The 21,480-nt window shown below is 60.9% G+C and carries 19 protein-coding genes; 5 read left to right on the plus strand and 14 right to left on the minus strand.

What is annotated here, in order from left to right:
- Positions 1 to 42: 42 nt before the first annotated feature.
- The 4 genes from ACQY47_RS26615 (at position 43) to ACQY47_RS26630 (ending at position 4,333) form a co-directional block, all read left to right on the plus strand.
- Positions 43 to 876, plus strand: coding sequence for an arylamine N-acetyltransferase family protein (locus tag ACQY47_RS26615; protein ID WP_017137531.1), 834 nt, complete (start codon positions 43 to 45; stop codon positions 874 to 876).
- Between the two features lie 430 nt (positions 877 to 1,306).
- Positions 1,307 to 1,660 (plus strand): c-type cytochrome, encoded by a 354-nt coding sequence (locus ACQY47_RS26620; RefSeq protein WP_099548032.1) that lies wholly within the window; start codon positions 1,307 to 1,309, stop codon positions 1,658 to 1,660.
- A 76-nt stretch (positions 1,661 to 1,736) separates the two neighbouring features.
- Positions 1,737 to 3,065 (plus strand): D-arabinono-1,4-lactone oxidase, encoded by a 1,329-nt coding sequence (locus ACQY47_RS26625; RefSeq protein ID WP_177035056.1) that lies wholly within the window; start codon positions 1,737 to 1,739, stop codon positions 3,063 to 3,065.
- Between the two features lie 59 nt (positions 3,066 to 3,124).
- On the plus strand, positions 3,125 to 4,333 hold the full coding sequence (locus ACQY47_RS26630; RefSeq protein ID WP_428557396.1) for a DSD1 family PLP-dependent enzyme: 1,209 nt from the start codon (positions 3,125 to 3,127) through the stop codon (positions 4,331 to 4,333).
- A 181-nt stretch (positions 4,334 to 4,514) separates the two neighbouring features.
- Here ACQY47_RS26630 and ACQY47_RS26635 read toward each other — a convergent pair whose 3' ends face one another.
- Entirely contained in the window at positions 4,515 to 5,456 is a 942-nt protein-coding gene (locus tag ACQY47_RS26635) for a SphA family protein (RefSeq protein WP_428553297.1), read from the minus strand.
- A 203-nt stretch (positions 5,457 to 5,659) separates the two neighbouring features.
- Between ACQY47_RS26635 and ACQY47_RS26640 the strand changes: the two genes are divergently transcribed.
- Positions 5,660 to 6,694, plus strand: coding sequence for an AraC family transcriptional regulator ligand-binding domain-containing protein (locus tag ACQY47_RS26640; protein ID WP_428553300.1), 1,035 nt, complete (start codon positions 5,660 to 5,662; stop codon positions 6,692 to 6,694).
- A 60-nt stretch (positions 6,695 to 6,754) separates the two neighbouring features.
- On the opposite strand, the gene ACQY47_RS26645 is transcribed toward ACQY47_RS26640, so the two are convergent.
- The 13 genes from ACQY47_RS26645 to nuoC form a co-directional block, all read right to left on the minus strand.
- Positions 6,755 to 7,069 carry a helix-turn-helix domain-containing protein gene (locus ACQY47_RS26645; RefSeq protein ID WP_065931182.1) on the minus strand — a complete coding sequence of 105 codons (315 nt, stop codon included), beginning with the start codon at positions 7,067 to 7,069 and terminating at the stop codon, positions 6,755 to 6,757.
- The gene (locus tag ACQY47_RS26650; protein WP_428553303.1) at positions 7,059 to 7,409 is read right to left on the minus strand and encodes a toxin; all 351 of its coding nucleotides are present in this window, start codon (positions 7,407 to 7,409) and stop codon (positions 7,059 to 7,061) included. Before ACQY47_RS26650 ends, ACQY47_RS26645 begins: the two co-directional genes overlap by 11 nt.
- A 240-nt stretch (positions 7,410 to 7,649) precedes the next feature.
- Positions 7,650 to 9,113 carry an NADH-quinone oxidoreductase subunit NuoN gene (gene nuoN / locus ACQY47_RS26655; RefSeq protein ID WP_017137523.1) on the minus strand — a complete coding sequence of 488 codons (1,464 nt, stop codon included), beginning with the start codon at positions 9,111 to 9,113 and terminating at the stop codon, positions 7,650 to 7,652.
- A 7-nt stretch (positions 9,114 to 9,120) separates the two neighbouring features.
- Positions 9,121 to 10,653, minus strand: a complete 1,533-nt coding sequence (nuoM, locus tag ACQY47_RS26660) for an NADH-quinone oxidoreductase subunit M (protein ID WP_017137522.1) — start codon at positions 10,651 to 10,653, stop codon at positions 9,121 to 9,123.
- 49 nt (positions 10,654 to 10,702) lie between these two features.
- Positions 10,703 to 12,556: an NADH-quinone oxidoreductase subunit L gene (nuoL, locus tag ACQY47_RS26665; RefSeq protein WP_017137521.1), complete on the minus strand. Its 1,854-nt coding sequence runs from the start codon at positions 12,554 to 12,556 to the stop codon at positions 10,703 to 10,705.
- Positions 12,553 to 12,861: an NADH-quinone oxidoreductase subunit NuoK gene (gene nuoK, locus ACQY47_RS26670; RefSeq protein ID WP_017137520.1), complete on the minus strand. Its 309-nt coding sequence runs from the start codon at positions 12,859 to 12,861 to the stop codon at positions 12,553 to 12,555. The genes nuoL and nuoK overlap by 4 nt, the downstream gene beginning before the upstream one ends.
- Positions 12,862 to 12,863: 2 nt before the next feature.
- Entirely contained in the window at positions 12,864 to 13,367 is a 504-nt protein-coding gene (nuoJ, locus tag ACQY47_RS26675) for an NADH-quinone oxidoreductase subunit J (RefSeq protein ID WP_017137519.1), read from the minus strand.
- Between the two features lie 9 nt (positions 13,368 to 13,376).
- A complete protein-coding gene (gene nuoI / locus ACQY47_RS26680) occupies positions 13,377 to 13,925 on the minus strand; it encodes an NADH-quinone oxidoreductase subunit NuoI (RefSeq protein ID WP_003174725.1) in 549 nt (182 codons plus the stop codon).
- An 11-nt stretch (positions 13,926 to 13,936) separates the two neighbouring features.
- Positions 13,937 to 14,944: an NADH-quinone oxidoreductase subunit NuoH gene (gene nuoH, locus ACQY47_RS26685; protein ID WP_428553311.1), complete on the minus strand. Its 1,008-nt coding sequence runs from the start codon at positions 14,942 to 14,944 to the stop codon at positions 13,937 to 13,939.
- Complete coding sequence (gene nuoG / locus ACQY47_RS26690) at positions 14,941 to 17,655, minus strand: NADH-quinone oxidoreductase subunit NuoG (RefSeq protein WP_428553314.1); 2,715 nt, start codon at positions 17,653 to 17,655, stop codon at positions 14,941 to 14,943. Before nuoG ends, nuoH begins: the two co-directional genes overlap by 4 nt.
- Before the next feature lie 134 nt (positions 17,656 to 17,789).
- Positions 17,790 to 19,145: an NADH-quinone oxidoreductase subunit NuoF gene (gene nuoF, locus ACQY47_RS26695; protein ID WP_099489865.1), complete on the minus strand. Its 1,356-nt coding sequence runs from the start codon at positions 19,143 to 19,145 to the stop codon at positions 17,790 to 17,792.
- The gene (nuoE, locus tag ACQY47_RS26700; protein ID WP_003174721.1) at positions 19,142 to 19,639 is read right to left on the minus strand and encodes an NADH-quinone oxidoreductase subunit NuoE; all 498 of its coding nucleotides are present in this window, start codon (positions 19,637 to 19,639) and stop codon (positions 19,142 to 19,144) included. The genes nuoF and nuoE overlap by 4 nt, the downstream gene beginning before the upstream one ends.
- A 2-nt stretch (positions 19,640 to 19,641) precedes the next feature.
- Positions 19,642 to 21,426: an NADH-quinone oxidoreductase subunit C/D gene (nuoC, locus tag ACQY47_RS26705; RefSeq protein ID WP_017137515.1), complete on the minus strand. Its 1,785-nt coding sequence runs from the start codon at positions 21,424 to 21,426 to the stop codon at positions 19,642 to 19,644.
- Positions 21,427 to 21,480: the final 54 nt, after the last annotated feature.

Consider the following 21,480-nt stretch of genomic DNA (forward strand, 5'->3'; position numbering starts at 1 on the left):
GCGGCATAGTGACGCATCCGCCACGCGCCCAAGGATCGCGCCATGTCCCGATTGACTCACAGCCAGCTCTACCTGCAGCGTCTGGGCTACGACTCAGCCCCGCCACCCACGCTAAAAACCTTGCAAGACCTGCAGCTGCGTCACGTGTGCACTTTCGCCTTTGAGAGCCTGTCGACATTGCTGCATTCACCGGTGCCGATTGACCTGCCCAGCATCGAGCAAAAGGTCTTGCTGGATGGTCGTGGTGGTTACTGTTTCGAGCTTAACTACCTGTTCCTGGCGCTGTTGCAGGAGCTGGGCTTCGACGCCCGCGGGCTTACCGGCTGGGTGGTGATGGGCGGGCCGCCTGATGCGCGCACCGGGCGCACCCATCGCCTGAGCCTGGTGACCCTGGACGGCGTGCGTTATGTCACCGATGTCGGCTTCGGCGGCATGGTGCCCAGCAGTCCGTTGCAGCTGGATACCGAGGTGCCCCAGGCCACCGCCCATGAACCTTATCGCCTGACCTTCAACGGTGCCGATTACACCCTGTGGGCGCAGGTGGGTGAGGAATGGCGTGGCTTATATGTGTTCGACCTGCAAGTGCAGGCCGATATCGACTACACCATCGGCAATTGGTACGTGTCGACGCACCCGGCTTCCGTTTTTGTCGGTCAGCTGAAAGCGGCGCGGTTGGCACCGGGTAAACGCCATACCTTGGCCAATGCCAATTACGCGGTTCACTGCCTTGACCAGCCCAGCGAAAAGCGTGCAGTCGAGAGTGCTGATGAGTTACTGGAATTGCTGCAGGGCACCTTCGGTATTCGTTTGCCAAGTCATCCGCAGCTTCGCCAAACCCTTGATGGCTTAGTAATGGAAAACTCCAGGGAGCCTTGAGCTAGAGCCTTCGCTGAACCGTTTTACCTTCATGTCAATGCAAATTAATTCGAGCCTTTGGCAAAAGCCGAGGTTCGAACCGGTTCCTGAATAATTTGCTCACCAGACAAGGAGATGTAAAACGATGTCCAAGCTATTCGGAAAATTCCTCAAGGGTTCCTCACTGCTGGCGCTGGTCACCGCGCCTGCTGTGGTGTTCGCCGCAGCACCGACTGGCCCGATTTCCGTCCTGGGCCTGCAGGGCAGCTATAACGATTTCAAACTCGAAGGTGGGCAGCGACACGGTAGACCTCAAGGACCGCACCAACCCTTACGCCGAGCATTCGACTGTCCGCACAAGCCCCCTTTGTGTCCCCCAAAACCCTCAACGCCCTGCCTTCGCTGCCTTAGTGTGCAAACAGCTTCCACAGCACAATAAGAGAGGGTGGCCATGCCCCGCACCGCGTTACTGTTGCTCGTACTCAGCCTGTTGACGGCCTGTGACGACACGCCCAAACCTGCCCCCGAACGCACTGCTGCGACCACGACCGTGCCCACCGACCCGGCACTGGCCCAGGTCTACGACACCAGCTGCAAGCTATGCCACGCCAACCCGGCGGCCGGCGCGCCGTTGGCGGGTGACAAGGCCGCCTGGAGCCCGCGCGTCGCCCAGGGCGCCGACACGCTGCTGGACCACAGCATCAACGGCTACAACGGCATGCCGCCGATGGGGCTGTGTATGCAGTGTTCCGAAGCGCAGTTTCTGGCGCTGATCAGCTTTATGGCCGGTGTTCAACTCCAATAATAAAAAGAGGTGGTGGATGGCGCTTTCACGGCGGCAACTCTTGCAACGCTCGGCAGTGGCCGGGGTTTTTCTGGCCCTGTCGAGCAACCCGGTACTGGCCCAGTTGGCCCGCGCGCCGCGGTTGATCCCGTGGCGCAACTGGTCGGGCGCGCAGACCTGCCTGCCGCTGGCGCGCCTGGCGCCCAAAGACCTGGATGAATTGGTGCAAATGATTCGCCAGGCACCGAGCACTATTCGGCCCGTAGGCTCGGCACATTCGTTCAGTGCCCTGGTGCCCACCGACGGCACCTTGTTGTCGCTGAGTTACTTCAATGGGCTGTTGGACCATGACCCCGCCACCTTGCAAGCGACCTTTGCCGCCGGCACGCCGATGTCGCGCATGGGGCCGGCGCTCAAGGCCGTCGGCCAGGCGCTGCCGAACATGGCGGACATTGATTACCAGACCCTGGCCGGGGCGATTTCCACCTCCACCCATGGCACCGGCGTGGGCTTTACCTCGTATTCCGGTTGCGTCACCGGCCTGCAACTGGTCACCGCCCAAGGCGACGTGCTGGACTGCGATGCGCAACGCCATCCCGAGCTGTTCAGCGCCGCGCGCGTGTCCCTCGGTGCGCTGGGCGTGGCCACCCAGATCCGCTCGCAGAATCGCGCACCGTACCGCTTGCGTGAGCGTCAGTGGATCGCCAAGACCGAAGAGTTGCTGGAGGATGTGCACAAGAACACCCGCGAAAACCAGCACTGGGAAATGCTCGTGGTCACCCATTCCGACTACGCGCTGTCCATCGCCCTCAACGAAACCGATGACCCCGAAACGCCTCCCGTCGACCCGGCGGAGGCGGGCGGCAATGAGTTTGTGTCGATCATCGAAAAGCTCGACAAGTATGGTAGTGATTTCCCGGGCACCCGCCGCACCTTGCTCAACAGCCTGCGTTTTTTTGCCAGCTTTCAGGACCGCGTGGCCGAGTCGTTCCAGGTCTATGCCAATGTGCGCAACGTGCGTTTCAACGAGATGGAATATTCGGTGCCTGCCGAACATGGCCCGGCGTGCCTGCGGGAAATCCTCAAGCTGATCACCGACAAGGACCTGCGCACCTGGTTTCCTATCGAGTATCGCTACGTCAAGGCCGATGACATCCCTTTGAGCATGTTCGAAGGCCGCGACAGCTGTTCGATTTCGGTCCATCAGCATTACGCCATGGACCATCACAACTTCTTTGCCGCCGTGGAGCCGATTTTCTGGAAGTACGCCGGCCGCCCGCACTGGGGCAAATTGCACACCCTTAACGCGCGCACCTTGCAGCCGCTGTACCCGCGCTGGGACGAATTCACCCGCGTGCGCCGCGAGCTGGACCCGAGCGGCAAGTTCCTCAATGCGCACCTGCAATCCATCCTGGGAGTGGCCTGATGAAACGCCGACATTTTGTGCTGGGCGCCGCAGTGGCGGCAGTGGCGGGTGGCTGGTGGCTGCGCCCCAGTGATCGCGGCGGCCCGTACAGCGAGTATTTCCGCAGCCTTAATGATGAACTCAAAGCCCATGGACCGATGCGCCCGGTGATGCTGATCGACCTGGACCGCCTTGATCACAATATCGACGTGGTGATGCAGTCGGTGCAGCGTGGTGGCAAGCATTTGCGCCTGGTGGAGAAGTCGCTGCCGTCGCCGGGGTTGCTGGCGTATATCGCCAAGCGCGCGGGCACTGCGCGGCTGATGTCGTTTCATCAACCGTTTCTGAACCACGATGCGCAGGTGTTTCCCGAGGCCGACATCCTCATGGGCAAGCCGTTGCCGGTGCGCTCGGCCGAGCTGTTTTATCAAACCCATAAAGGTCCGTTTGACCCGGCCAGGCAATTGCAGTGGCTACTGGACACGCCAGAGCGGTTGCAGCACTACTTGGCGTTGGCGCAAGGGTTGGGCACGCGGTTGCGGGTGAACATCGAGCTGGATGTGGGGCTGCATCGCGGCGGCATTAGCGATAACGCGGTGCTGGGGCGGATGCTCACGCTGATCAGCGCCAATCCGCAGCACTTGGAGTTTGCCGGATTTATGGGCTACGACCCGTTTGTGGGCATGGGCGTGCCGGGTATTCTCGGTTCGCCCCACGCGCTGTTTGAGCAGGTGATGCAGCGCTACAACGGCCATGTTGATTTCACCCGTCAACAGTTTGCCGGGTTATGGCGTGAGGGGCTGACGTTGAACACGGCTGGCAGCCCCAGCTATCGGATTCACGAGCAGGAAACACTCAGTACCGAGGTGTCGGTGGGTACCGCGTTGCTCAAGCCCACGCATTACGATTTGCCGTCGTTGAGCGAGCATGTGCCGGCAGCGTTTATCGCCACGCCAGTGTTGAAAAGCACCGGGTCGGTGGAGATTCCGGCGCTGGATGGCAAGTCGCGGGTGTTTTCGTGGTGGGATCCGAATCAGCGCGAGACGTTCTTTATTTATGGCGGCAACTGGATGGCGCAATTCGAGTCGCCGCAGGGGCTGCAAAGCAATGAGCTGTTTGGGCGCAGTTCTAACCAGGAGATGGTCAACGGCTCGCCGGCGGTGGGATTGAATATTGAGGATCAAGTGTTTTTGCGCCCGACCCAGAGTGAGTTTGTGTTGTTGCAGTTTGGGGATTTGCTGGGGGTGCGGGACGGGAAAATCGTCGAGACCTGGCCCGTTTATTCCTGACGCAAAGCGCTCGAAATGTGGGAGTGTGATTGTGGGGGGCTGGCTTGTGTGGGAGCTGGCTTGCCTGCGATGCAGACGCCTCGGTCTCAAGGTTAGACCGCGGTGATGCTATCGCAGGCAAGCCAGCTCCCACACAATCACACTCCCACACAAGCCAGTGTTCCTGTTTCAAGTCGGGTTTTTACAGGGCAAAGGGAATGGTGAGCTTGGCCCACAACATATCGCCTTCCGGCCGGTTCTTCACATCGAACTCTTTAGCCCAGCGCACCTCTGCACTGGCGTATTTCAAGAAGGTGAAATACACCGCCGGGCCAATGGCAAACACTTGTCCCTTGACCCCATCATTCACTTCATCACCATAGATGTTTACCACCGTGCGCCCGTGCTGCTTATCGTCGGTGGTCTGCTTGAGGTAATAGCCGTTGACCCCCAGGCTCAGGTTGTCGGTCACCTTGTAGCTGGCCGAGTAGTCGAAATGGAAAATCTGGCCGGAGCGGTAGTCGGTGTCGTGGTTTTCTTCGTTGAAGCTGTAGGTGGTCTTGATCGACAGTTCGGTGCGTTCATTGGGCATCCAGGTCGCCGAGACCAGCGGCTTGTAGGTGTAGAAGTTGTTGCTGGTGTTGGCCAGGCGCGTGGCGTCGTATTCGCCGGTGGGCAGGGTGATTTCCACGGCGGCGGCCAGGGTCAGGTTTTTGCCCATGTCCCACAGGATGATCGGCGCCAGGGTGGTATCGCCCATGCTTTCGCGGGTGTCGGACATACCGAACAGCGACACCTGTTGCTTGATATACGGCTGGGCGATGTAGCCGCCCAGGCGCCCGCCGAACACACGCACGGGGCTCAGGTAGTCCAGGCGTGGGATGATCGCGTCGGACTTGATCCGCACTTGCGAGACCTTGCCGCCGAGGGAGCTGATGTCCAGTTTGCGTGCCTGGTAGTGGTTGTAATACAGGTTGAACGCGAACATATGGTCGGGCAGGTTGTTCACGTCCAGCGGCAGGATGTAGAAGCCATCGGTGCCGGGGCCGATGTTGTCGACGCCGCCTTCGGTGGCCAGGGCCGGCAGGCTGAGCAGGCTCAACAACGCCAGTTGCAGGGGGGGAAGTGCACGGGTGGGGTTCATGTCTGGCCTCTTTATTATTGTTAGGGCACCGCTGACGTTAGAAATATGCCTTCAGCGCCCGGCGGGGCAGGGTTTTGGCGGCCAGATAGGGGGACTTTGCCGGACAGGTTTCACTCAGGATGCAGCGGCTCTTGCAAGCGCCTATGATTAACAGGATGTTTCTAAAACAAGAACTGAAGTACTCAGTCGGGAACCCGTGAGCCATGCAAAGGAAAGCCATTGACCCGCAATTTGAATTGGCGCTGGTGTCGCCCTTCCTGTTGCAGACCCTCGGGCACGTGGTAGCGCAAAAGGGCGCGAGTGCCGAAGCGTTGTGCCGAGGCCTGGGGTTTACCCTGGCCGACCTGGATGACCCGGCCCAGCGTATTTCCTATCGCCAGGCTGTGGCGATGATCCAGCGCGCACTCAAGGTGCTGCCCGATCAGGGGCTGGGCCTGTGGGTGGGGCATCAGAACGTGCTGGGCACCCTCGGCCTGCTCGGCCATGTGATCTCCCTGTGCAAAACCCTGCGCGATGCATTTGCCATTGGCGAGCGCCATCAGCACACCTCAGGCGGCATCGCCACCACCCGTACCCATGAGACCTTGGAAGAAGTACACGTCGACGTCGAATGCCTGCTGCCGTTTGCCGAGGTGCAGGTGTTTGCGGCCGAAGAGTTCTTCGCCAGCCTGATGGTGTATGGCCGCGCGCTCGTGGGGGAGACGTTTATGCCCCTGCGCATGGAGTTCGTGCACGCTGTGCCGCCTTACCAGGCTGAGTACCAACGCCTGTTTGGCGCGGATGTGCGCTTTGGCTGCCTGCACAATCGCATGGTGCTGGCCCCGCATTGGCTGGATAAACGCCTGCCTAATCACCACGCCTTGGCGTTGCGCCAGGCCCTGGAGTTGCTGGAGTTGGAGAGCGCGCAGTTGCACCAGAAGATGGACCTGATCCAGGCCGTTGAACGCGCTATTTCGCGGGATTTGCAGGGCAGCCAGCTGGAGAAGGTCGCCGGCGACTTGAACATGAGTGGGCGCACCCTGCGCAGGCGCCTGACCGAACACGGGCTGACGTTCGAAGCGTTGCAGGAGCAAGTGCGACGTGCACGTACCATGGGGTTGCTGGGGAATCCGGGGCTGTCGATCGAACGTATTACCGAGGAAGTCGGTTATAGCGATGTGCGCAGTTTTCGGCGGGCCTTCAAGCGCTGGACAGGGGTGAGCCCGAGTGCGTTTCGTGGCGAAGGAGGAGGGGCCTAGTCCTCGGGGGAGCCGATAAGCCTGCATGAAGAAGCCCCGAACCTGTCGGGGCTTTGTCCATCAACCCAAGGCCGCGAGCTGCGCCACGGTTTCCGGAAAGCGCGCCACCAGCCGAATCAAGGTGGTGGCCTGGGCGTTGGGCTTGGCCCGGCCTTGTTCCCAGTTTTCCAGGGTGCGCACGTTGGTACGCAGGTACATGGCGAACACCGAGCGCGAGAGGTTGAGCTGTTGGCGCACGGCCACCACTTCGTCGGCGCTCAGGGGGGCCAGGTTGTTGAGATGGACCTTGTGGGTCCGCAGGGTGACTTTGCCTTGGCGTTCTTCGGCCAGGGCGTCGAAGCCTTCGACCAGTTCGGAAAAGATTTCACGTTTCATGATGTGTTCTCGCTTTGATTTCCCTGTCCAGCATGTGTTTTAAGGCTTTCTTGTGGTTGGGGGTAAGGTCATCCTGTTCGTGTTTGCCGTACAGGGTGAATAACCAGAACTGCGTGCCGCCCGACCACCAGTAGTAAATGACCCGCAAGCCTCCGCGTTTGCCTTTGTTGCGTCGCTCATCGACGAAACGGACCTTGCGCAGCGCGCCGGTTCCCTCGATGACGTCGCCCGCTTGCGGATTCTTCATCAACTCCTGTTGAAAGCCTTGGAATAGCTCGTCACTCAGATAGTCCCTGCGATGCCGTTCAAAGGCCGGCAACTCGATAAATAGAGCATCCATGTTCTGTACGTAGCCTGCGTATAGTTTGGTGGCCCACGCGCCTTGGGTCAAGTGACCGGGCTGTGGGAACTTTCCTAAAACGCAATCACCATACGGCTAGGTTCAGCGGCTGGATGCCAGACAAAGAGGTAGAGGAGGAAGGAAATTTCAGCGCACAGGGGAGGGCAAAAGAATTGAAAGTCCAGAAACGCAAAACGGCGCCCGAAGGCGCCGTTTCGTTTACTGCATCAAGCTAAGCGATCAAACGCCCAGTACCGCGTGCTGCACCAGGGTGAGCAACGGTTGTGGGTAAACGCCCAGGAAGAACGCGAGCAGGGCGATGGCCAGCAGCATCACGCCGCCTGCCTTCTGTTCCCAGTGCAACTCGGCATCCACACGGCGCAGGTTTGGCTCGATCAGGTACAGGGTGACCATCACGCGCAGGTAGTAGAACACGCCGATGGCGCTGCCCAGTACCAACGAGGCAACCAGCCACCATTCGTGGGCTTCAACACCGGTAGCCACGATGTAGAACTTGCCGATAAAGCCTGCGGTCAGCGGGATACCGGCCAGGGACAGCATCATCACGGTAAGCACGGCGGTCAGGTACGGACGGCGCCAGAACAGGCCACGGTATTCGTACAGGGCGTCGGCGTCACGGCCTTTGAACGGCGAGGACATCAGCGTGATCACGCCAAATGCGCCCAGGCTGGTGATCACGTAGGTGACCAGGTACACGCCCATGGCTTCCACGGCCAGGCCTTTGCTCGCCACCAGGGCGATCAGCAGGTAGCCGAAGTGCGCGATGGAGGAGTAACCGAGCAGACGCTTGAGGTTGTTCTGGGTCAGGGCCAGCAGGTTACCGAACAGGATCGACGCAATGGCGATCACGGTCAGCACGGTGCTCAGCACGCCGGTGTTGGCCGCAGGCGAGATCTGGAACAGACGCACCATCACAGCAAACACGGCAACCTTGGACGCGGTGGCCAGGAACGCCGCCACTGGCGCCGGGGCGCCTTCGTAGACGTCCGGGGTCCACAAGTGGAACGGCACCAGGGACAGCTTGAACGCCAGGCCGATCAGCATCATCGCCAGGCCCAGTTGGGCAATCGGCGCAGGCATGTTGGTGGCCGCCAGGGCGTGACCGATACCGGTGAAGCTCAGGTTGCCAGCCTCTGCGTAGAGCAAGGCCATACCGAACAACAGGAACGCGGAACCGGCAGCCGACAGCACCATGTACTTGATGCCGGCTTCCAGCGAGCGCTTGTTGAAGAAGGCGTAGGCCACCAGGCCGTAAGTCGGGATCGACAGCAGTTCCAGGCCGATGAACAAGCCGGCCAGGTGCTGAGCGCTGACCAGCACGATGCCACCGGCCGCAGCCAGCAGAATCAGCAGGTACAGCTCTTCCTTGTTGCCTGGGTAGCCAGTGCCGCCTTCGCCGAGGTAGGCGTGGGCAAGGGTGACGCAGGCCAGGGTGGCAACCAGGATCAACGCGATGTACAGCAGCGCGAAGTCATCGACCATCATCAGCGGGGTCACGGCCAATGGCGCGACCTTGAGTGCCGGAATGATCGACAGCAGGGCCAGGTTAAGACCGGCACACGACAGCAGGAACGTTTGCGAGTGATTGCGGCGCCAGGCGATTGCCAGCATCACCGCCACAACGGTGAGGCTGGTAATCAGCAGCGGCGCAAGCGCGATAAAGTGTTGGATCGTGAATTCCATAGCGCTCTTACCGGGCCGAAGCGAGTTGAGAGAAGGCGGTGCCGATCCACTGCTGCACGCCATGCATCGTCGCGGCAGAAGTGTCCAGGAACGGTTGCGGGTACACACCGATGTAGATCAGCAGCACCGCAAGGCCGAGCACCATGATCAGTTCGCGAGCATCCATCCCTTGCAGGACGGTGTCGGACTTGGCCGGGCCGAAGTAGGCGCGGTGGATCATGATCAGCGAGTAGACCGAACCAAACACCAGGCCCGAGGTAGCAATGGCGCTGATCCACGGCGTATGTACGAACGAACCCATCAGGATCAGGAACTCGCCGATGAAGTTACCGGTGCCCGGCAAGCCCAGGGATGCGGCGGCAAAGAACAGGCTGATGGCCGGCAGGTACGCGATGCGCGACCACACGCCACCCATTTCACGCATGTCACGGGTGTGCAGGCGCTCGTACAGCTGACCACTGAGGATAAACAGTGCCGCGGCCGAAACACCGTGGGCCAACATCTGGATCACCGCGCCTTGCAGCGCCAGTTGGCTGCCGGAGTAGATGCCGATCAGTACGAAACCCATGTGGGAAACGGACGAGAAGGCAATCAGACGCTTGATGTCGGTTTGCGCAAAAGCCAGGAACGCACCGTAGAAGATCCCGATCAGACCCAGGGTCATGGCGATCGGCGCGAACTCGGCCGAGGCATTCGGGAACAGCGGCAGGGCGAAACGCAGCAGACCATAAGCAGCAGTCTTAAGCAGGATACCGGCGAGGTCGACGGAACCTGCGGTCGGTGCCTGGGCGTGAGCGTCAGGCAACCAGGAGTGGAACGGCACCACCGGCAGCTTCACCGCGAAGGCGATGAAGAAGCCCAGCATCAGGATGTACTCGGTGGTCAGCGACATCTTGGTCTTCAACAGGTCGGCGTAGTTGAAGGTAATCACGCCAGTGTTGTTGAAGTTGACCAGTACCAGACCCAGGATCGCCACCAACATGATCAGGCCGGAAGCCTGGGTGAAGATGAAGAACTTGGTCGCCGCGTAGATCCGGGTTTTCTTGCCGTCCGAAGAACTGTGACCCCAGAGCGCGATGAGGAAGTACATCGGCACCAGCATCATTTCCCAGAAGAAGAAGAACATGAACAGGTCCAGCGCCAGGAACACGCCGACAACGCCGCCCAAAATCCACATCAGGTTCAGGTGGAAGAAGCCCACGTGACGCTGAATTTCTTTCCAGGAGCAGAGTACCGAGAGGATACCCAGCAAGCCGGTCAGCAAAATCATCAACAGCGACAGGCCGTCGAGGGCCAGGTGCACGTTGATGCCGAAGCGCTGGATCCACACGTGCTTGAATTCAAGCGCGAAGGTTGGATCGACACCCGGTGCCGGAGCGAATGAATAGTCACCGTGCGCCCACAGCCAGAGGCCGAGCGCGAGTTCCAGGGACATGGTCAGCAACGCAATCCAGCGGGGCAGGGTGGCGCCGAAGCGTTCACCCATCCAGCAGAGCAGGCCGCCGATAAAGGGGATCAGGATTAGCCAGGGCAGAATCATGACAGGCTCGTTTCCTTTCGCAGGTTCGCAAAGTTCAAAAGGTTCATAGTCAGACCGCTACCACAACGATGGCGCCGATCACCAGCACGGCACCGATGGCCATGGAGGCTGCATACCAACGCAGTTGACCGGTCTCGCTGCGGCTCAGGGCGGTGTGACCGGCCTTGGCGGCTCGCGGGATCAAACCGATGGTCTGGTCGAGCGGGTCTTTGCGCAGTACGTGGCTGATGGCCAGGTAAGGTTTGACGAACAGTTTGTCGTAGATCCAGTCGAAGCCCCATGCAGCGAACCACCAAGCCGAGAGGAAGCGGCCAATGCCACTGTTGGCCACCGCGGTGACGAAGCGACGCTTGCCCAGGAACAGCAGCGCGGCCAGCAGGATACCGGCGATGGCGATGGCGCCCGAGGCGATTTCCAGGCTGTGCTTGGCGGCGCCACCGGCATGCCCGGCGCTTTCCGGCAGTACACCGGCCAGAGGCGGGGTGATCATGGCGCCGATGAAGGTCGACAGGATGATCAGCACCGACAGTGGCAACCAGTGGGAGATGCCGTGGCCTGCGTGCGCTTCGGTCTTGGCTTCACCGTGGAAGGTGATGAAGATCAGGCGGAAGGTGTACAGCGAGGTCATGAACGCACCGACCAGGCCTGCATACAGCAGGTTCTGGTTACCGCTGGCGAACGCTTCCCAGAGGATTTCGTCCTTGGAGTAGAAACCTGCGGTCACCAACGGCAGGGCGGCCAGGGCGGCACCCCCGACGATGAAGCTGGCGTAGGCCAATGGCAGTTTCTTCCACAGGCCGCCCATCTTGAAGATGTTCTGCTCGTGGTGGCAGGCAACGATCACTGCACCGGAGGCAAGGAACAGCAGGGCCTTGAAGAAGGCGTGGGTCATCAGGTGGAAAATCGCCGCGTCCCAGGCGCCAACGCCCAGGGCCAGGAACATGTAGCCAATCTGGCTCATGGTCGAGTAGGCGAGGATACGCTTGATGTCGGTCTGTACCAGCGCGGCAAAACCCGCCAGAACCAGGGTCACACCACCGACCAGTCCTACAAGATGCAGGATTTCCGGCGCCAGGGTGAACAGGCCGTGGGTACGCGCGATCAGGTAGACACCCGCAGTCACCATGGTTGCCGCGTGGATCAGCGCCGACACCGGCGTAGGACCGGCCATCGCGTCCGCCAGCCAGGTTTGCAGCGGCAGTTGTGCGGATTTACCCACAGCGCCGCCCAGCAGCATCAGGGTCGCCAGGGTGATCCAGAAGTCACCAACCTGGAATTTCTGCGGTGCCAGCACCAGCAGTTCCTGGATGTTCAGCGTGCCCACTTGTTGGAACAGGATGAACAGGCCGATGGCCATGAACACGTCGCCGATGCGGGTGACGATAAAGGCCTTGAGTGCCGCGTTACCGTTGTTGCGGTTGCTGTAGTAGAAACCGATCAACAGGTACGAGCACAGGCCCACGCCTTCCCAGCCGAAGTACAGGAACAACAGGTTATCGCCGAGTACCAGGAACAGCATGCTGGCGATAAACAGGTTGGTGTACGAGAAGAAGCGCGAGTAGCCGGCTTCACCACGCATGTACCAGGACGCGAACAGGTGGATCAGGAAGCCTACACCCACCACCACGCCGAGCATGGTGATCGACAGGCCGTCGACGTAGAGGGCGAAGTTGGGCTTGAAGCCGTCCACCGACATCCATTGCCACAGCACCAGGGTGTAGTGGCCGCCTTCCGGCGGCGCCACGTTGAATTGCCAGATGACGTAGGCGGCGACGATCGCCGACAAGCCAATGGAACCCACGCCGATCAAGGCAGAAAGGTTTTCCGACCAGCGTCCACGGGAGAACGACAGCAGCAGGAAACCGATCAGGGGAAATACGAAAGTCAGAAAGATCATGTTCATCCGCGCATCTCACTGGCAGCGTCGATATCAAGCGTGTGGAAGCGACGATACAGTTGCAGCAGGATCGCCAGGCCAATACTGGCCTCGGCGGCTGCCAGGCTGATCACCAGGATGAACATGACTTGCCCATCCGGCTGCGCCCATCGGCTACCTGCAACAACGAACGCCAGTGCGGCGGCGTTCATCATGATTTCCAGGCTCATCAACACGAACAGAATGTTACGGCGAACCATCAGGCCGACCAGGCCAAGGCAGAACAGGATGCCGGCGACCGCCAGACCATGCTCCAAAGGGATAGCAGGCATCGTCATTGCTCCTTGGCTTCGTTGCGGCCCAAGTGGAAGGCGGTGATGGCTGCCGCGAGCAGCAGCATCGAAGCCAGTTCGACCACTAGCAGGTACGGGCCGAACAGGCTGACGCCCACGGCTTTCGCGTCTACGGTGGTGTGGCCGATGGCCTGGCCGCTCTGGTGAGCGAACAGCACATATAGCAGTTCACCCAGCAGCAGCGCTGCCAGGATGACCGGGCCGAGCCAGATGCCGGGCTTGAGCCAGACGCGTTCCTGGGCGACCGAGGCCGGCCCCAGGTTGAGCATCATCACCACAAACACGAACAGCACCATGATGGCGCCGGCGTAGGCGATCACTTCCAGCACACCGGCGAACGGTGCGCCGAGGCTGAAAAAGGTCATGGCCACGGCGATCAACGAAATGATCAGGTAGAGCAGGGCGTGCACAGGATTGGTGTTGGTGATCACGCGAAGCGTGGACACCACTGCAATGCCGGACGCGAAATAGAAAGCGAATTCCATCTTTCTTCCTTAAGGCAGCAAGCTCTTCACGTTGATCGGCTCGGCTTCGTTTTGTGCGGCGCCCTTCGGCTTACCGGCAACGGCCATACCTGCAACACGATAGAAGTTGTAATCAGGGTTTTTACCGGGACCAGAGATCAGCAGATCTTCTTTCTCGTACACCAGGTCCTGACGTTTGAACTCGGCCATCTCGAAATCCGGTGTCAGCTGGATCGCGGTGGTCGGGCAAGCTTCCTCGCAGAGGCCACAGAAAATGCAGCGCGAGAAGTTGATGCGGAAGAAGTCCGGGTACCAGCGACCGTCTTCGGTTTCAGCTTTCTGCAGGGAGATGCAACCCACCGGGCACGCCACGGCGCACAGGTTGCAGGCTACACAACGCTCTTCGCCATCGGGGTCGCGGGTCAGTACGATGCGGCCGCGATAGCGCGGCGGCAGGTACACCGCTTCTTCCGGGTATTGCAGGGTGTCGCGTTTGCGAAAGCCGTGACCGAACACCATCACCAGGCTTCGCAACTGGGTACCGGTACCCTTAACGATGTCGCCAATATATTTGAACATGGGTCAAATCCTCACTGAACCGCGCCGGCTGGCGTGTTCAACAACACAACGGCAGCCGTCACCAGCAAATTGATCAGGGTCAGCGGCAGGCAGAAGCGCCAGCTGAAATCCATCACCTGGTCGTATCGTGGACGCGGAATGGAAGCGCGCAGCAGGATAAACAACATGATGAAGAACGCGGTCTTCAGGAAGAACCAGAAGAACGCCAACTGCGGCAGGATGCCGAACGGACCGTGCCAGCCGCCGAAGAACAGCGTGACCAACAGGGCCGAGATCAAGATGATGCCGATGTATTCGCCAACGAAGAACATGCCCCATTTCATGCCGGCGTATTCAATGTGGTAACCGTCAGCCAGTTCCTGTTCCGCTTCCGGCTGGTCGAACGGGTGACGGTGAGTCACGGCGACGCCAGCGATGAAGAAGGTGCAGAAGCCAAAGAACTGCGGAATGATGAACCACAGGTTCTGCGCCTGGTACTCGACGATGTCGCGCATGTTGAACGAGCCGACCTGCACCACGATGCCCATCAGCGCCAGGCCCATGAACACTTCGTAGGACACGGTCTGGGCCGAGGCCCGCAAGCTGCCCAACAGGGCGAACTTGTTGTTGCTCGACCAACCGGCGAACAGCACCGCGTAGACCGACAAACCGGCCATGGCGAAGAAGAACAGCAAGCCGATGTTCAAGTCCGCCACGCCCCAGGTCGGGGTGATCGGGATGATCGCGAAGGCGATCAGCAAGGCGCTCATGGCCACGATCGGTGCCAGGGTGAAGATCACCTTGTCGGCAAACGGCGGGGTCCAATCTTCCTTGAAGAACATTTTCAGCATGTCGGCGGCGATCTGGAACATACCGAACGGGCCAACGCGGTTCGGACCGTAACGGTCCTGCCACCAGCCCAGCAGGCGACGTTCGACGAAGCTGAGCAGGGCGCCCGCAACGACCACGGCCAACAGGATCACGATGGCCTTTACGACCGAGATGATCACGTCGATCACTTCAGGGGTGAACCAGGTCATTGCGCTGCCTCCTGCAGACCGTCAACGGTTTTGCCAAAGATCGCAGGCGGAATACCGGCAAGGCCTTTAGGCAGTGCAACCAGGCCAGCACCCAACTCATCGTTGATACGCAGCGGCAGACGCAGGGTCTTGCCGGCCACGTTCAGGCTGAGCAGGGCACCGTCGTTGACGCCCAGGCGGTCGGCTTCGGACTTGGCCACGGACACGTAGGCTTCAGGAATGCGACTTTGCACCGGCGCGGCTTTGGAAGAGGTCTCTTCGCTGCCGAACAGGTGGAAGAACGGCACAACCTGCCAGGTGCCCTGGGCCGGGTTGAATGGACGCGGTACCGCAGCGAACCAGTTCAGCGAGTCACCGGTGCTTTCGATCAGGCGGGTGCCTGGGTCGCCAGCGCGGATGTGACCACCGACTTCGTCCTGGAACTTGTTCCAGGCTTGCGGCGAGTTCCAGCCCGGCGACCAGGCAAATGGCACCTGCTGGCGTGGCTCGACCGAGCCCGAGTAACCTTCCATGGAGAAGGCAAACGCGGTATCCGGGTCTTGCGGGGTACGCGGCTCGTGCACGCTGATGTCGGCGCGCATGGCCGTACGGCCGGAGTAACGCAGCGGTTCACGGGCGAGTTTCATGCCCTTGATGCGGAACGAGGCGGACGGAGCAGCGTCGACGATACGGGCCAGCTGCGGGGCGCTTGCGGCGGCAGCAGCGGTCACGTGGTCGAGCTGGGTCCAGTCGATCGGCTGGTTCAGCAAGGTCGCACGCAGGGCATGCAACCAGCGCCAGCCTTCGTGAACCAGGATGCTGGCGTCCATGTACTTCGGATCGAACACCTGGAAGAAGCGCTGGGCGCGGCCTTCCTGGCTGACCAGGGTACCGTCGCCTTCGGCGAAGGTGGCAGCTGGCAGTACCAGGTCGGCACGCTCGCTGGTGGCGGTCTTCTGGTGGTCGGCCACGATCAGTACTTTGGCGGCGTCCAGTGCAGCGTCAACCTTCGCGGCATCGGTGCGGGTGTACAGGTCGTTTTCCAGTACCACGATGGCGTCGGCGTTGCCGTCGGTCACCGCTTGCAGGGCCGCGTCCAGGGACTCGCCACCGAGCATCGCCAGGCCGAGGCTGTTGGCTTCCGGCACGACCAGGCTGATGGAACCGTTCTTGTCGCGCAGCTTCAAGGCCTTCGCGATATTCGCAGCAGCCTCAATCAGTGCCTTGGAACCCAACGAGGTGCCGGCAATGATCAATGGGCGCTTGGCCGCGAGCAGGGCGTCGGCGATGCGCTGGGCCAGTTCAGCGGCTTCAGCGTCCAGGCCTTCGACGGCAGGCGCGCTGGCGTCGAGGGCGTGGGCTACGGCGAAACCGATGCGGGCCAGGTCGTCCGGCGCTGCGTGAACGCATTCTTCGGCGATGTCGTCGAGCTTGGTTTCAGCCAGGCTTGCGATAAACAGCGGGTTCAGCGCGTGCTGGCCGATGTTTTTCACCGCGGCGTCGAGCCAAGGCTGTACGCGCATGGCGTCGGCCATGTCTTCGGCCTTGCCTTTGACCGACTGACGCAGCGACAGCGCAATACGCGCGGCAGTCTGGGTCAGGTCTTCGCCGAGGACGAAGATCGCATCGTGGTCTTCGATGTCGCGCATGTTCGGGACTGGCAGCGGGCTGTCGTTCAGCACTTGCAGGACCAGGCGGATGCGCTCCAACTCACCGGCTTCGATACCGGAGTAGAAGTGCTCGGCACCCACCAGCTCGCGCAACGCGTAGTTGCTTTCGAGGCTGGCACGCGGGGAACCGATACCGACGATGTTGCGGCCGCGCAGCAGGTCGGCGGCTTTATCCAGCGCGTCGTCCAGGCTCAGCTTGGCGCCACCGGCCAACAGCGGCTGGCGTGGGCGGTCTTCGCGGTTGACGTAGCCATAGCCGAAACGGCCACGGTCGCACAGGAAGTACTGGTTGACCGAACCGTTAAAGCGGTTTTCGATGCGACGCAGTTCGCCGTAGCGCTCGCCCGGGGAGATGTTGCAACCGCTGGAGCAGCCATGGCAGATGCTCGGCGAGAACTGCATGTCCCACTTACGGTTGTAGCGCTCGGAGTGAGTCTTGTCGGTGAACACACCGGTCGGGCAGACCTCGGTGAGGTTGCCGGAGAACTCGCTTTCGAGCACGCCGTCTTCAACGCGACCGAAGTACACGTTGTCGTGGGCGCCGAAGACGCCCAGGTCGGTGCCGCCGGCGTAGTCTTTATAGAAACGCACGCAACGGTAGCAGGCAATGCAGCGGTTCATTTCGTGGGAAATGAACGGGCCGAGGTCCTGGTTCTGGTGGGTGCGCTTGGTGAAGCGATAACGGCGCTCGTTGTGGCCGGTCATCACCGTCATGTCTTGCAGGTGGCAGTGACCGCCTTCCTCACAGACCGGGCAGTCATGCGGGTGGTTGGTCATCAGCCATTCGACGACACTGGCGCGGAACGCCTTGGATTCTTCATCTTCGATGGAGATCCAGGTGTTGTCGGTGGCTGGGGTCATGCAGGACATGACGATACGACCACGGGTGTCGTTCTCGTCGGTGTACTGCTTGACCGCGCACTGGCGACAGGCACCAACGCTACCAAGCGCGGGGTGCCAGCAGAAATACGGGATGTCGAGGCCTAGTGAGAGACATGCCTGTAACAGGTTGTCTGCCCCATCGACTTCGAGCGCTTTGCCGTCTACGTGGATAGTGGCCATGGTTCAAAGTTCTTCGTTGGCCCGTTGTCAGCGGGCGTGGCTAATGGAATCTTGTTATTCATGGGCATCAACACAGCCTTTACGGCGTCAGCCCATGAGAAGACGAAGGGCACGGACCCTTCGCCTTTAAAGCGTTACGCGCCGACTACGATCGGCCTTGCCAGAGGCGGGACGGCGGCGCTGACAGGCGCGATGCCGGCTTCGAACTCCGAGCGGAAGTATTTGATTGCGCTGCCCAATGGCTCCACGGCGCCCGGTGCGTGAGCACAGAAGGTCTTGCCTGGGCCGAGGAACCCGACCAGACCCAGCAGGGTCTCGATGTCGCCTGGCTGGCCTTCACCGTTCTCGATCGCCATCAAGAGCTTGACGCTCCATGGCAAGCCGTCACGGCACGGGGTGCAGAAGCCGCACGATTCACGGGCAAAGAACTGCTCCATGTTGCGCAGCAACGAAACCATGTTCACGGTGTTGTCCACCGCCATCGCCAGGCCAGTGCCCATACGGGTGCCGACCTTGCCGATGCCGCCGGCATACATTTGTGCGTCGAGGTGCTCGGGGAGCAGGAAGCCGGTACCGGCGCCGCCTGGCTGCCAGGCTTTCAAGGTGTAGCCGTCGCGCATGCCGCCGGCGTAGTCCTCGAACAGCTCGCGTGCGGTGACGCCGAACGGCAGCTCCCACAGGCCAGGGTTCTTGACCTTGCCGGAGAAGCCCATGAGCTTGGTGCCCATGTCTTCGCTGCCTGCGCGGGCCAACGATTTGTACCAGTCGACGCCGTCGGCGATGATCGCCGGCACGTTGCACAGGGTTTCAACGTTGTTCACGCAGGTAGGCTTGCCCCACACGCCCACGGCGGCAGGGAAGGGCGGCTTGGAGCGCGGGTTGGCGCGGCGACCTTCGAGGGAGTTGATCAGTGCGGTTTCTTCACCGCAGATGTAACGCCCGGCGCCGGTGTGCACAAACAGCTCGAAGTCAAAACCCGAGCCGAGGATGTTCTTGCCCAACAGGCCTGCGGCCTTGGCTTCTTCCACGGCACGGTTGAGGTGCTTGGCGGCGGTGGTGTATTCGCCACGCAGGAAGATATAGCCCCGGTAGGTTTTCAGCGCGCGGGCGCTGATCAGCATGCCTTCGATCAGCAGATGGGGCAGTTGCTCCATCAGCATGCGGTCTTTCCAGGTGTTCGGCTCCATCTCGTCCGCGTTGCACAGCAGGTAACGGATGTTGATGGATTCGTCTTTGGGCATCAGGCCCCACTTAACACCGGTGGGGAAGCCTGCACCGCCGCGGCCTTTAAGGCCGGCGTCTTTCACGGTCTGGACGATATCGTCCTGGGCCATGTCGGCGAAGGCTTTGCGCGCCGCCGCGTAACCGTTCTTGGCCTGGTACTCGTCGAGCCATACCGGCTCGCCGTCGTCACGCAGGCGCCAGGTCAGCGGGTGGGTTTCAGGCGAACGCTTGATCAGGTTGGCCGGGCCGAAAGATGTAAGGGTCATGGGTAGCCCTCGAGCAATTGGGTCACGCCAGCAGGCTGCACGTCACCGAATGTGTCGTCGTCGATCATCAACGCCGGCGCCTTGTCGCAGTTGCCCAGGCAGCACACCGGCAGCAGCGTGAAGCGGCCGTCCGGAGTGGTTTGGCCGAGGCCAATGCCCAGCTTGTTCTGGATTTCGCTGACCACTGATTCATGGCCACCGATGTAGCAGACCATGCTGTCGCACACGCGAATGATGTGGCGGCCGACCGGCTGGCGGAAGATCTGGCTGTAGAACGTGGCCACACCTTCAACGTCGCTGGCGGGGATGCCGAGGATCTCGCCGATGGCGTAGAGGGCGCCGTCCGGCACCCAGCCACGTTCCTTCTGGACGATCTTCAAGGCTTCGATAGACGCCGCGCGCGGGTCTTCGTAATGATGCAGCTCGTGCTCGATGGCCGAGCGCTCGGTTTCACTCAAGGTGAAACGGTCTGTCTGGATAAGCGTGCTGTTCATGCTTAGCGGTCCACGTCGGCCATAACGAAATCGATACTACCCAGGTACGCAATCAAGTCCGCGACCATCTCGCCTTTGATCACCGAAGGGATCTGCTGCAAGTGGGCAAAGCTTGGGGTACGAATCCGGGTGCGGTAGCTCATGGTGCCGCCATCGCTCGTCAGGTAATAACTGTTGATACCCTTGGTCGCTTCGATCATCTGGAAGGATTCGTTGGCCGGCATCACCGGGCCCCACGAAACTTGCAGGAAGTGCGTGATCAGGGTTTCGATGTGCTGCAGCGTGCGCTCTTTCGGCGGCGGTGTGGTCAGCGGATGATCCGCCTTGTACGGGCCAGCCGGCATGTTGCGCATGCACTGCTCGATGATCTTCAGGCTCTGGCGCATTTCTTCAACGCGCACGATGCACCGGTCGTAGGCATCGCCATTGGCGGCCAGCGGCACTTCGAACTCGAAGTTCTCGTAGCCCGAGTACGGCCGTGCTTTACGCAGGTCGAAGTCGCAGCCGGTCGAACGCAGGCCGGCACCAGTGACGCCCCATTCCAGGGCTTCTTTGGTGTTGTACTGCGCGACGCCGATGGTACGACCCTTGAGGATGCTGTTGTCCAGCGCAGCCTTTTGGTACTCGTCCAGACGCTTGGGCATCCAGTCGATGAATTCCTTGACCAGGCGCTCCCAGCCGTTCGGCAGGTCGTGCGCCACGCCGCCGATGCGATACCAGGCCGGGTGCAGGCGGAAACCGGTGATGGCTTCGATGACCTTGTAGGCGCGCTGACGGTCGGTGAAGGTGAAGAACACCGGGGTCATGGCGCCAACGTCCTGGATATAGGTACCCAGGAACAGCAGGTGGCTGGTGATGCGGAAGAACTCGGCCATCATGATGCGGATGGTGTCGACGCGGTCCGGCACCTTGATACCGGCCAGCTTCTCGACCGACAGCACGTACGGCAGGTTGTTCATCACGCCGCCGAGGTAGTCGATACGGTCGGTGTACGGGATGAAGCTGTGCCAGGACTGGCGCTCGGCCATCTTCTCGGCACCACGGTGGTGGTAGCCGATGTCCGGCACACAGTCGACGATTTCTTCGCCGTCCAGTTGCAGGATGATACGGAAGGCACCGTGAGCTGAAGGGTGGTTCGGGCCCAGGTTGAGGAACATGTAGTCCTCGTTGGTGCCGGAGCGTTTCATGCCCCAGTCTTCCGGACGGAAGCGTGCAGCTTCTTCTTCAAGCTGCTGCTTGGCGAGGTTGAGGCTGAACGGGTCGAATTCGGTTGCGCGGGCAGGGAAGTCCTTGCGCAGCGGGTGACCTTCCCAGGTCGGCGGCATCATGATGCGCGTCAGGTGCGGGTGGCCCGGGAAGTCGATACCGAACATGTCCCAAACTTCGCGCTCGTACCAGCTGGCATTCGGCCAGATACCGGTGACGGTCGGGATGCTCAAGTCGCTTTCGGACAGCGCGACCTTGATCATCACGTCGCTGTTACGTTCCAGCGACATCAAGTGGTAGAACACGGTGAAATCGGCACCGCTCGGCAAACCTTGACGCTTGGTGCGCAGACGCTCGTCCACGCCATGCAGGTCATAAAGCATGACGTACGGCTTGGGCAGGTTGCGCAGGAAGCTCAGGACTTCGACGAGCTTGGCGCGCGCCACCCACAGCACCGGCATACCGGTGCGTGTGGCCTGGGCGGTGAAGGCGTCAGGGCCAAAACGGTTATTGAGTTCGACAACCACATCCTGGTCGTCTGCCTTGTAAGGCGGGATGTACAGAGCACTGCCTGTAGTCATGGTTTTTTATCGCTTTCGGTCAACGTAAAGAATGAAGCCAGGTTTTCGTTCTAT

Origin of the sequence: Pseudomonas edaphica (assembly GCF_965277385.1) — a bacterium.
In the GTDB taxonomy this organism is placed as follows: domain Bacteria; phylum Pseudomonadota; class Gammaproteobacteria; order Pseudomonadales; family Pseudomonadaceae; genus Aquipseudomonas; species Aquipseudomonas edaphica.

What these genes read in the sequence shown, in the direction of transcription:
- ACQY47_RS26615 (WP_017137531.1), top strand. Translation starts at nt 43, where the DNA reads ATGTCCCGATTGACTCACAGCCAGCTCTACCTGCAGCGTCTGGGCTAC.
- ACQY47_RS26620 (WP_099548032.1), top strand. Translation starts at nt 1,307, where the DNA reads ATGCCCCGCACCGCGTTACTGTTGCTCGTACTCAGCCTGTTGACGGCC.
- ACQY47_RS26635 (WP_428553297.1), bottom strand. Translation starts at nt 5,456, where the DNA reads ATGAACCCCACCCGTGCACTTCCCCCCCTGCAACTGGCGTTGTTGAGC.
- ACQY47_RS26640 (WP_428553300.1), top strand. Translation starts at nt 5,660, where the DNA reads ATGCAAAGGAAAGCCATTGACCCGCAATTTGAATTGGCGCTGGTGTCG.
- ACQY47_RS26645 (WP_065931182.1), bottom strand. Translation starts at nt 7,069, where the DNA reads ATGAAACGTGAAATCTTTTCCGAACTGGTCGAAGGCTTCGACGCCCTG.
- ACQY47_RS26650 (WP_428553303.1), bottom strand. Translation starts at nt 7,409, where the DNA reads ATGGATGCTCTATTTATCGAGTTGCCGGCCTTTGAACGGCATCGCAGG.
- nuoN (WP_017137523.1), bottom strand. Translation starts at nt 9,113, where the DNA reads ATGGAATTCACGATCCAACACTTTATCGCGCTTGCGCCGCTGCTGATT.
- nuoM (WP_017137522.1), bottom strand. Translation starts at nt 10,653, where the DNA reads ATGATTCTGCCCTGGCTAATCCTGATCCCCTTTATCGGCGGCCTGCTC.
- nuoL (WP_017137521.1), bottom strand. Translation starts at nt 12,556, where the DNA reads ATGAACATGATCTTTCTGACTTTCGTATTTCCCCTGATCGGTTTCCTG.
- nuoK (WP_017137520.1), bottom strand. Translation starts at nt 12,861, where the DNA reads ATGCCTGCTATCCCTTTGGAGCATGGTCTGGCGGTCGCCGGCATCCTG.
- nuoJ (WP_017137519.1), bottom strand. Translation starts at nt 13,367, where the DNA reads ATGGAATTCGCTTTCTATTTCGCGTCCGGCATTGCAGTGGTGTCCACG.
- nuoI (WP_003174725.1), bottom strand. Translation starts at nt 13,925, where the DNA reads ATGTTCAAATATATTGGCGACATCGTTAAGGGTACCGGTACCCAGTTG.
- nuoH (WP_428553311.1), bottom strand. Translation starts at nt 14,944, where the DNA reads ATGACCTGGTTCACCCCTGAAGTGATCGACGTGATCATCTCGGTCGTA.
- nuoG (WP_428553314.1), bottom strand. Translation starts at nt 17,655, where the DNA reads ATGGCCACTATCCACGTAGACGGCAAAGCGCTCGAAGTCGATGGGGCA.
- nuoF (WP_099489865.1), bottom strand. Translation starts at nt 19,145, where the DNA reads ATGACCCTTACATCTTTCGGCCCGGCCAACCTGATCAAGCGTTCGCCT.
- nuoE (WP_003174721.1), bottom strand. Translation starts at nt 19,639, where the DNA reads ATGAACAGCACGCTTATCCAGACAGACCGTTTCACCTTGAGTGAAACC.
- nuoC (WP_017137515.1), bottom strand. Translation starts at nt 21,426, where the DNA reads ATGACTACAGGCAGTGCTCTGTACATCCCGCCTTACAAGGCAGACGAC.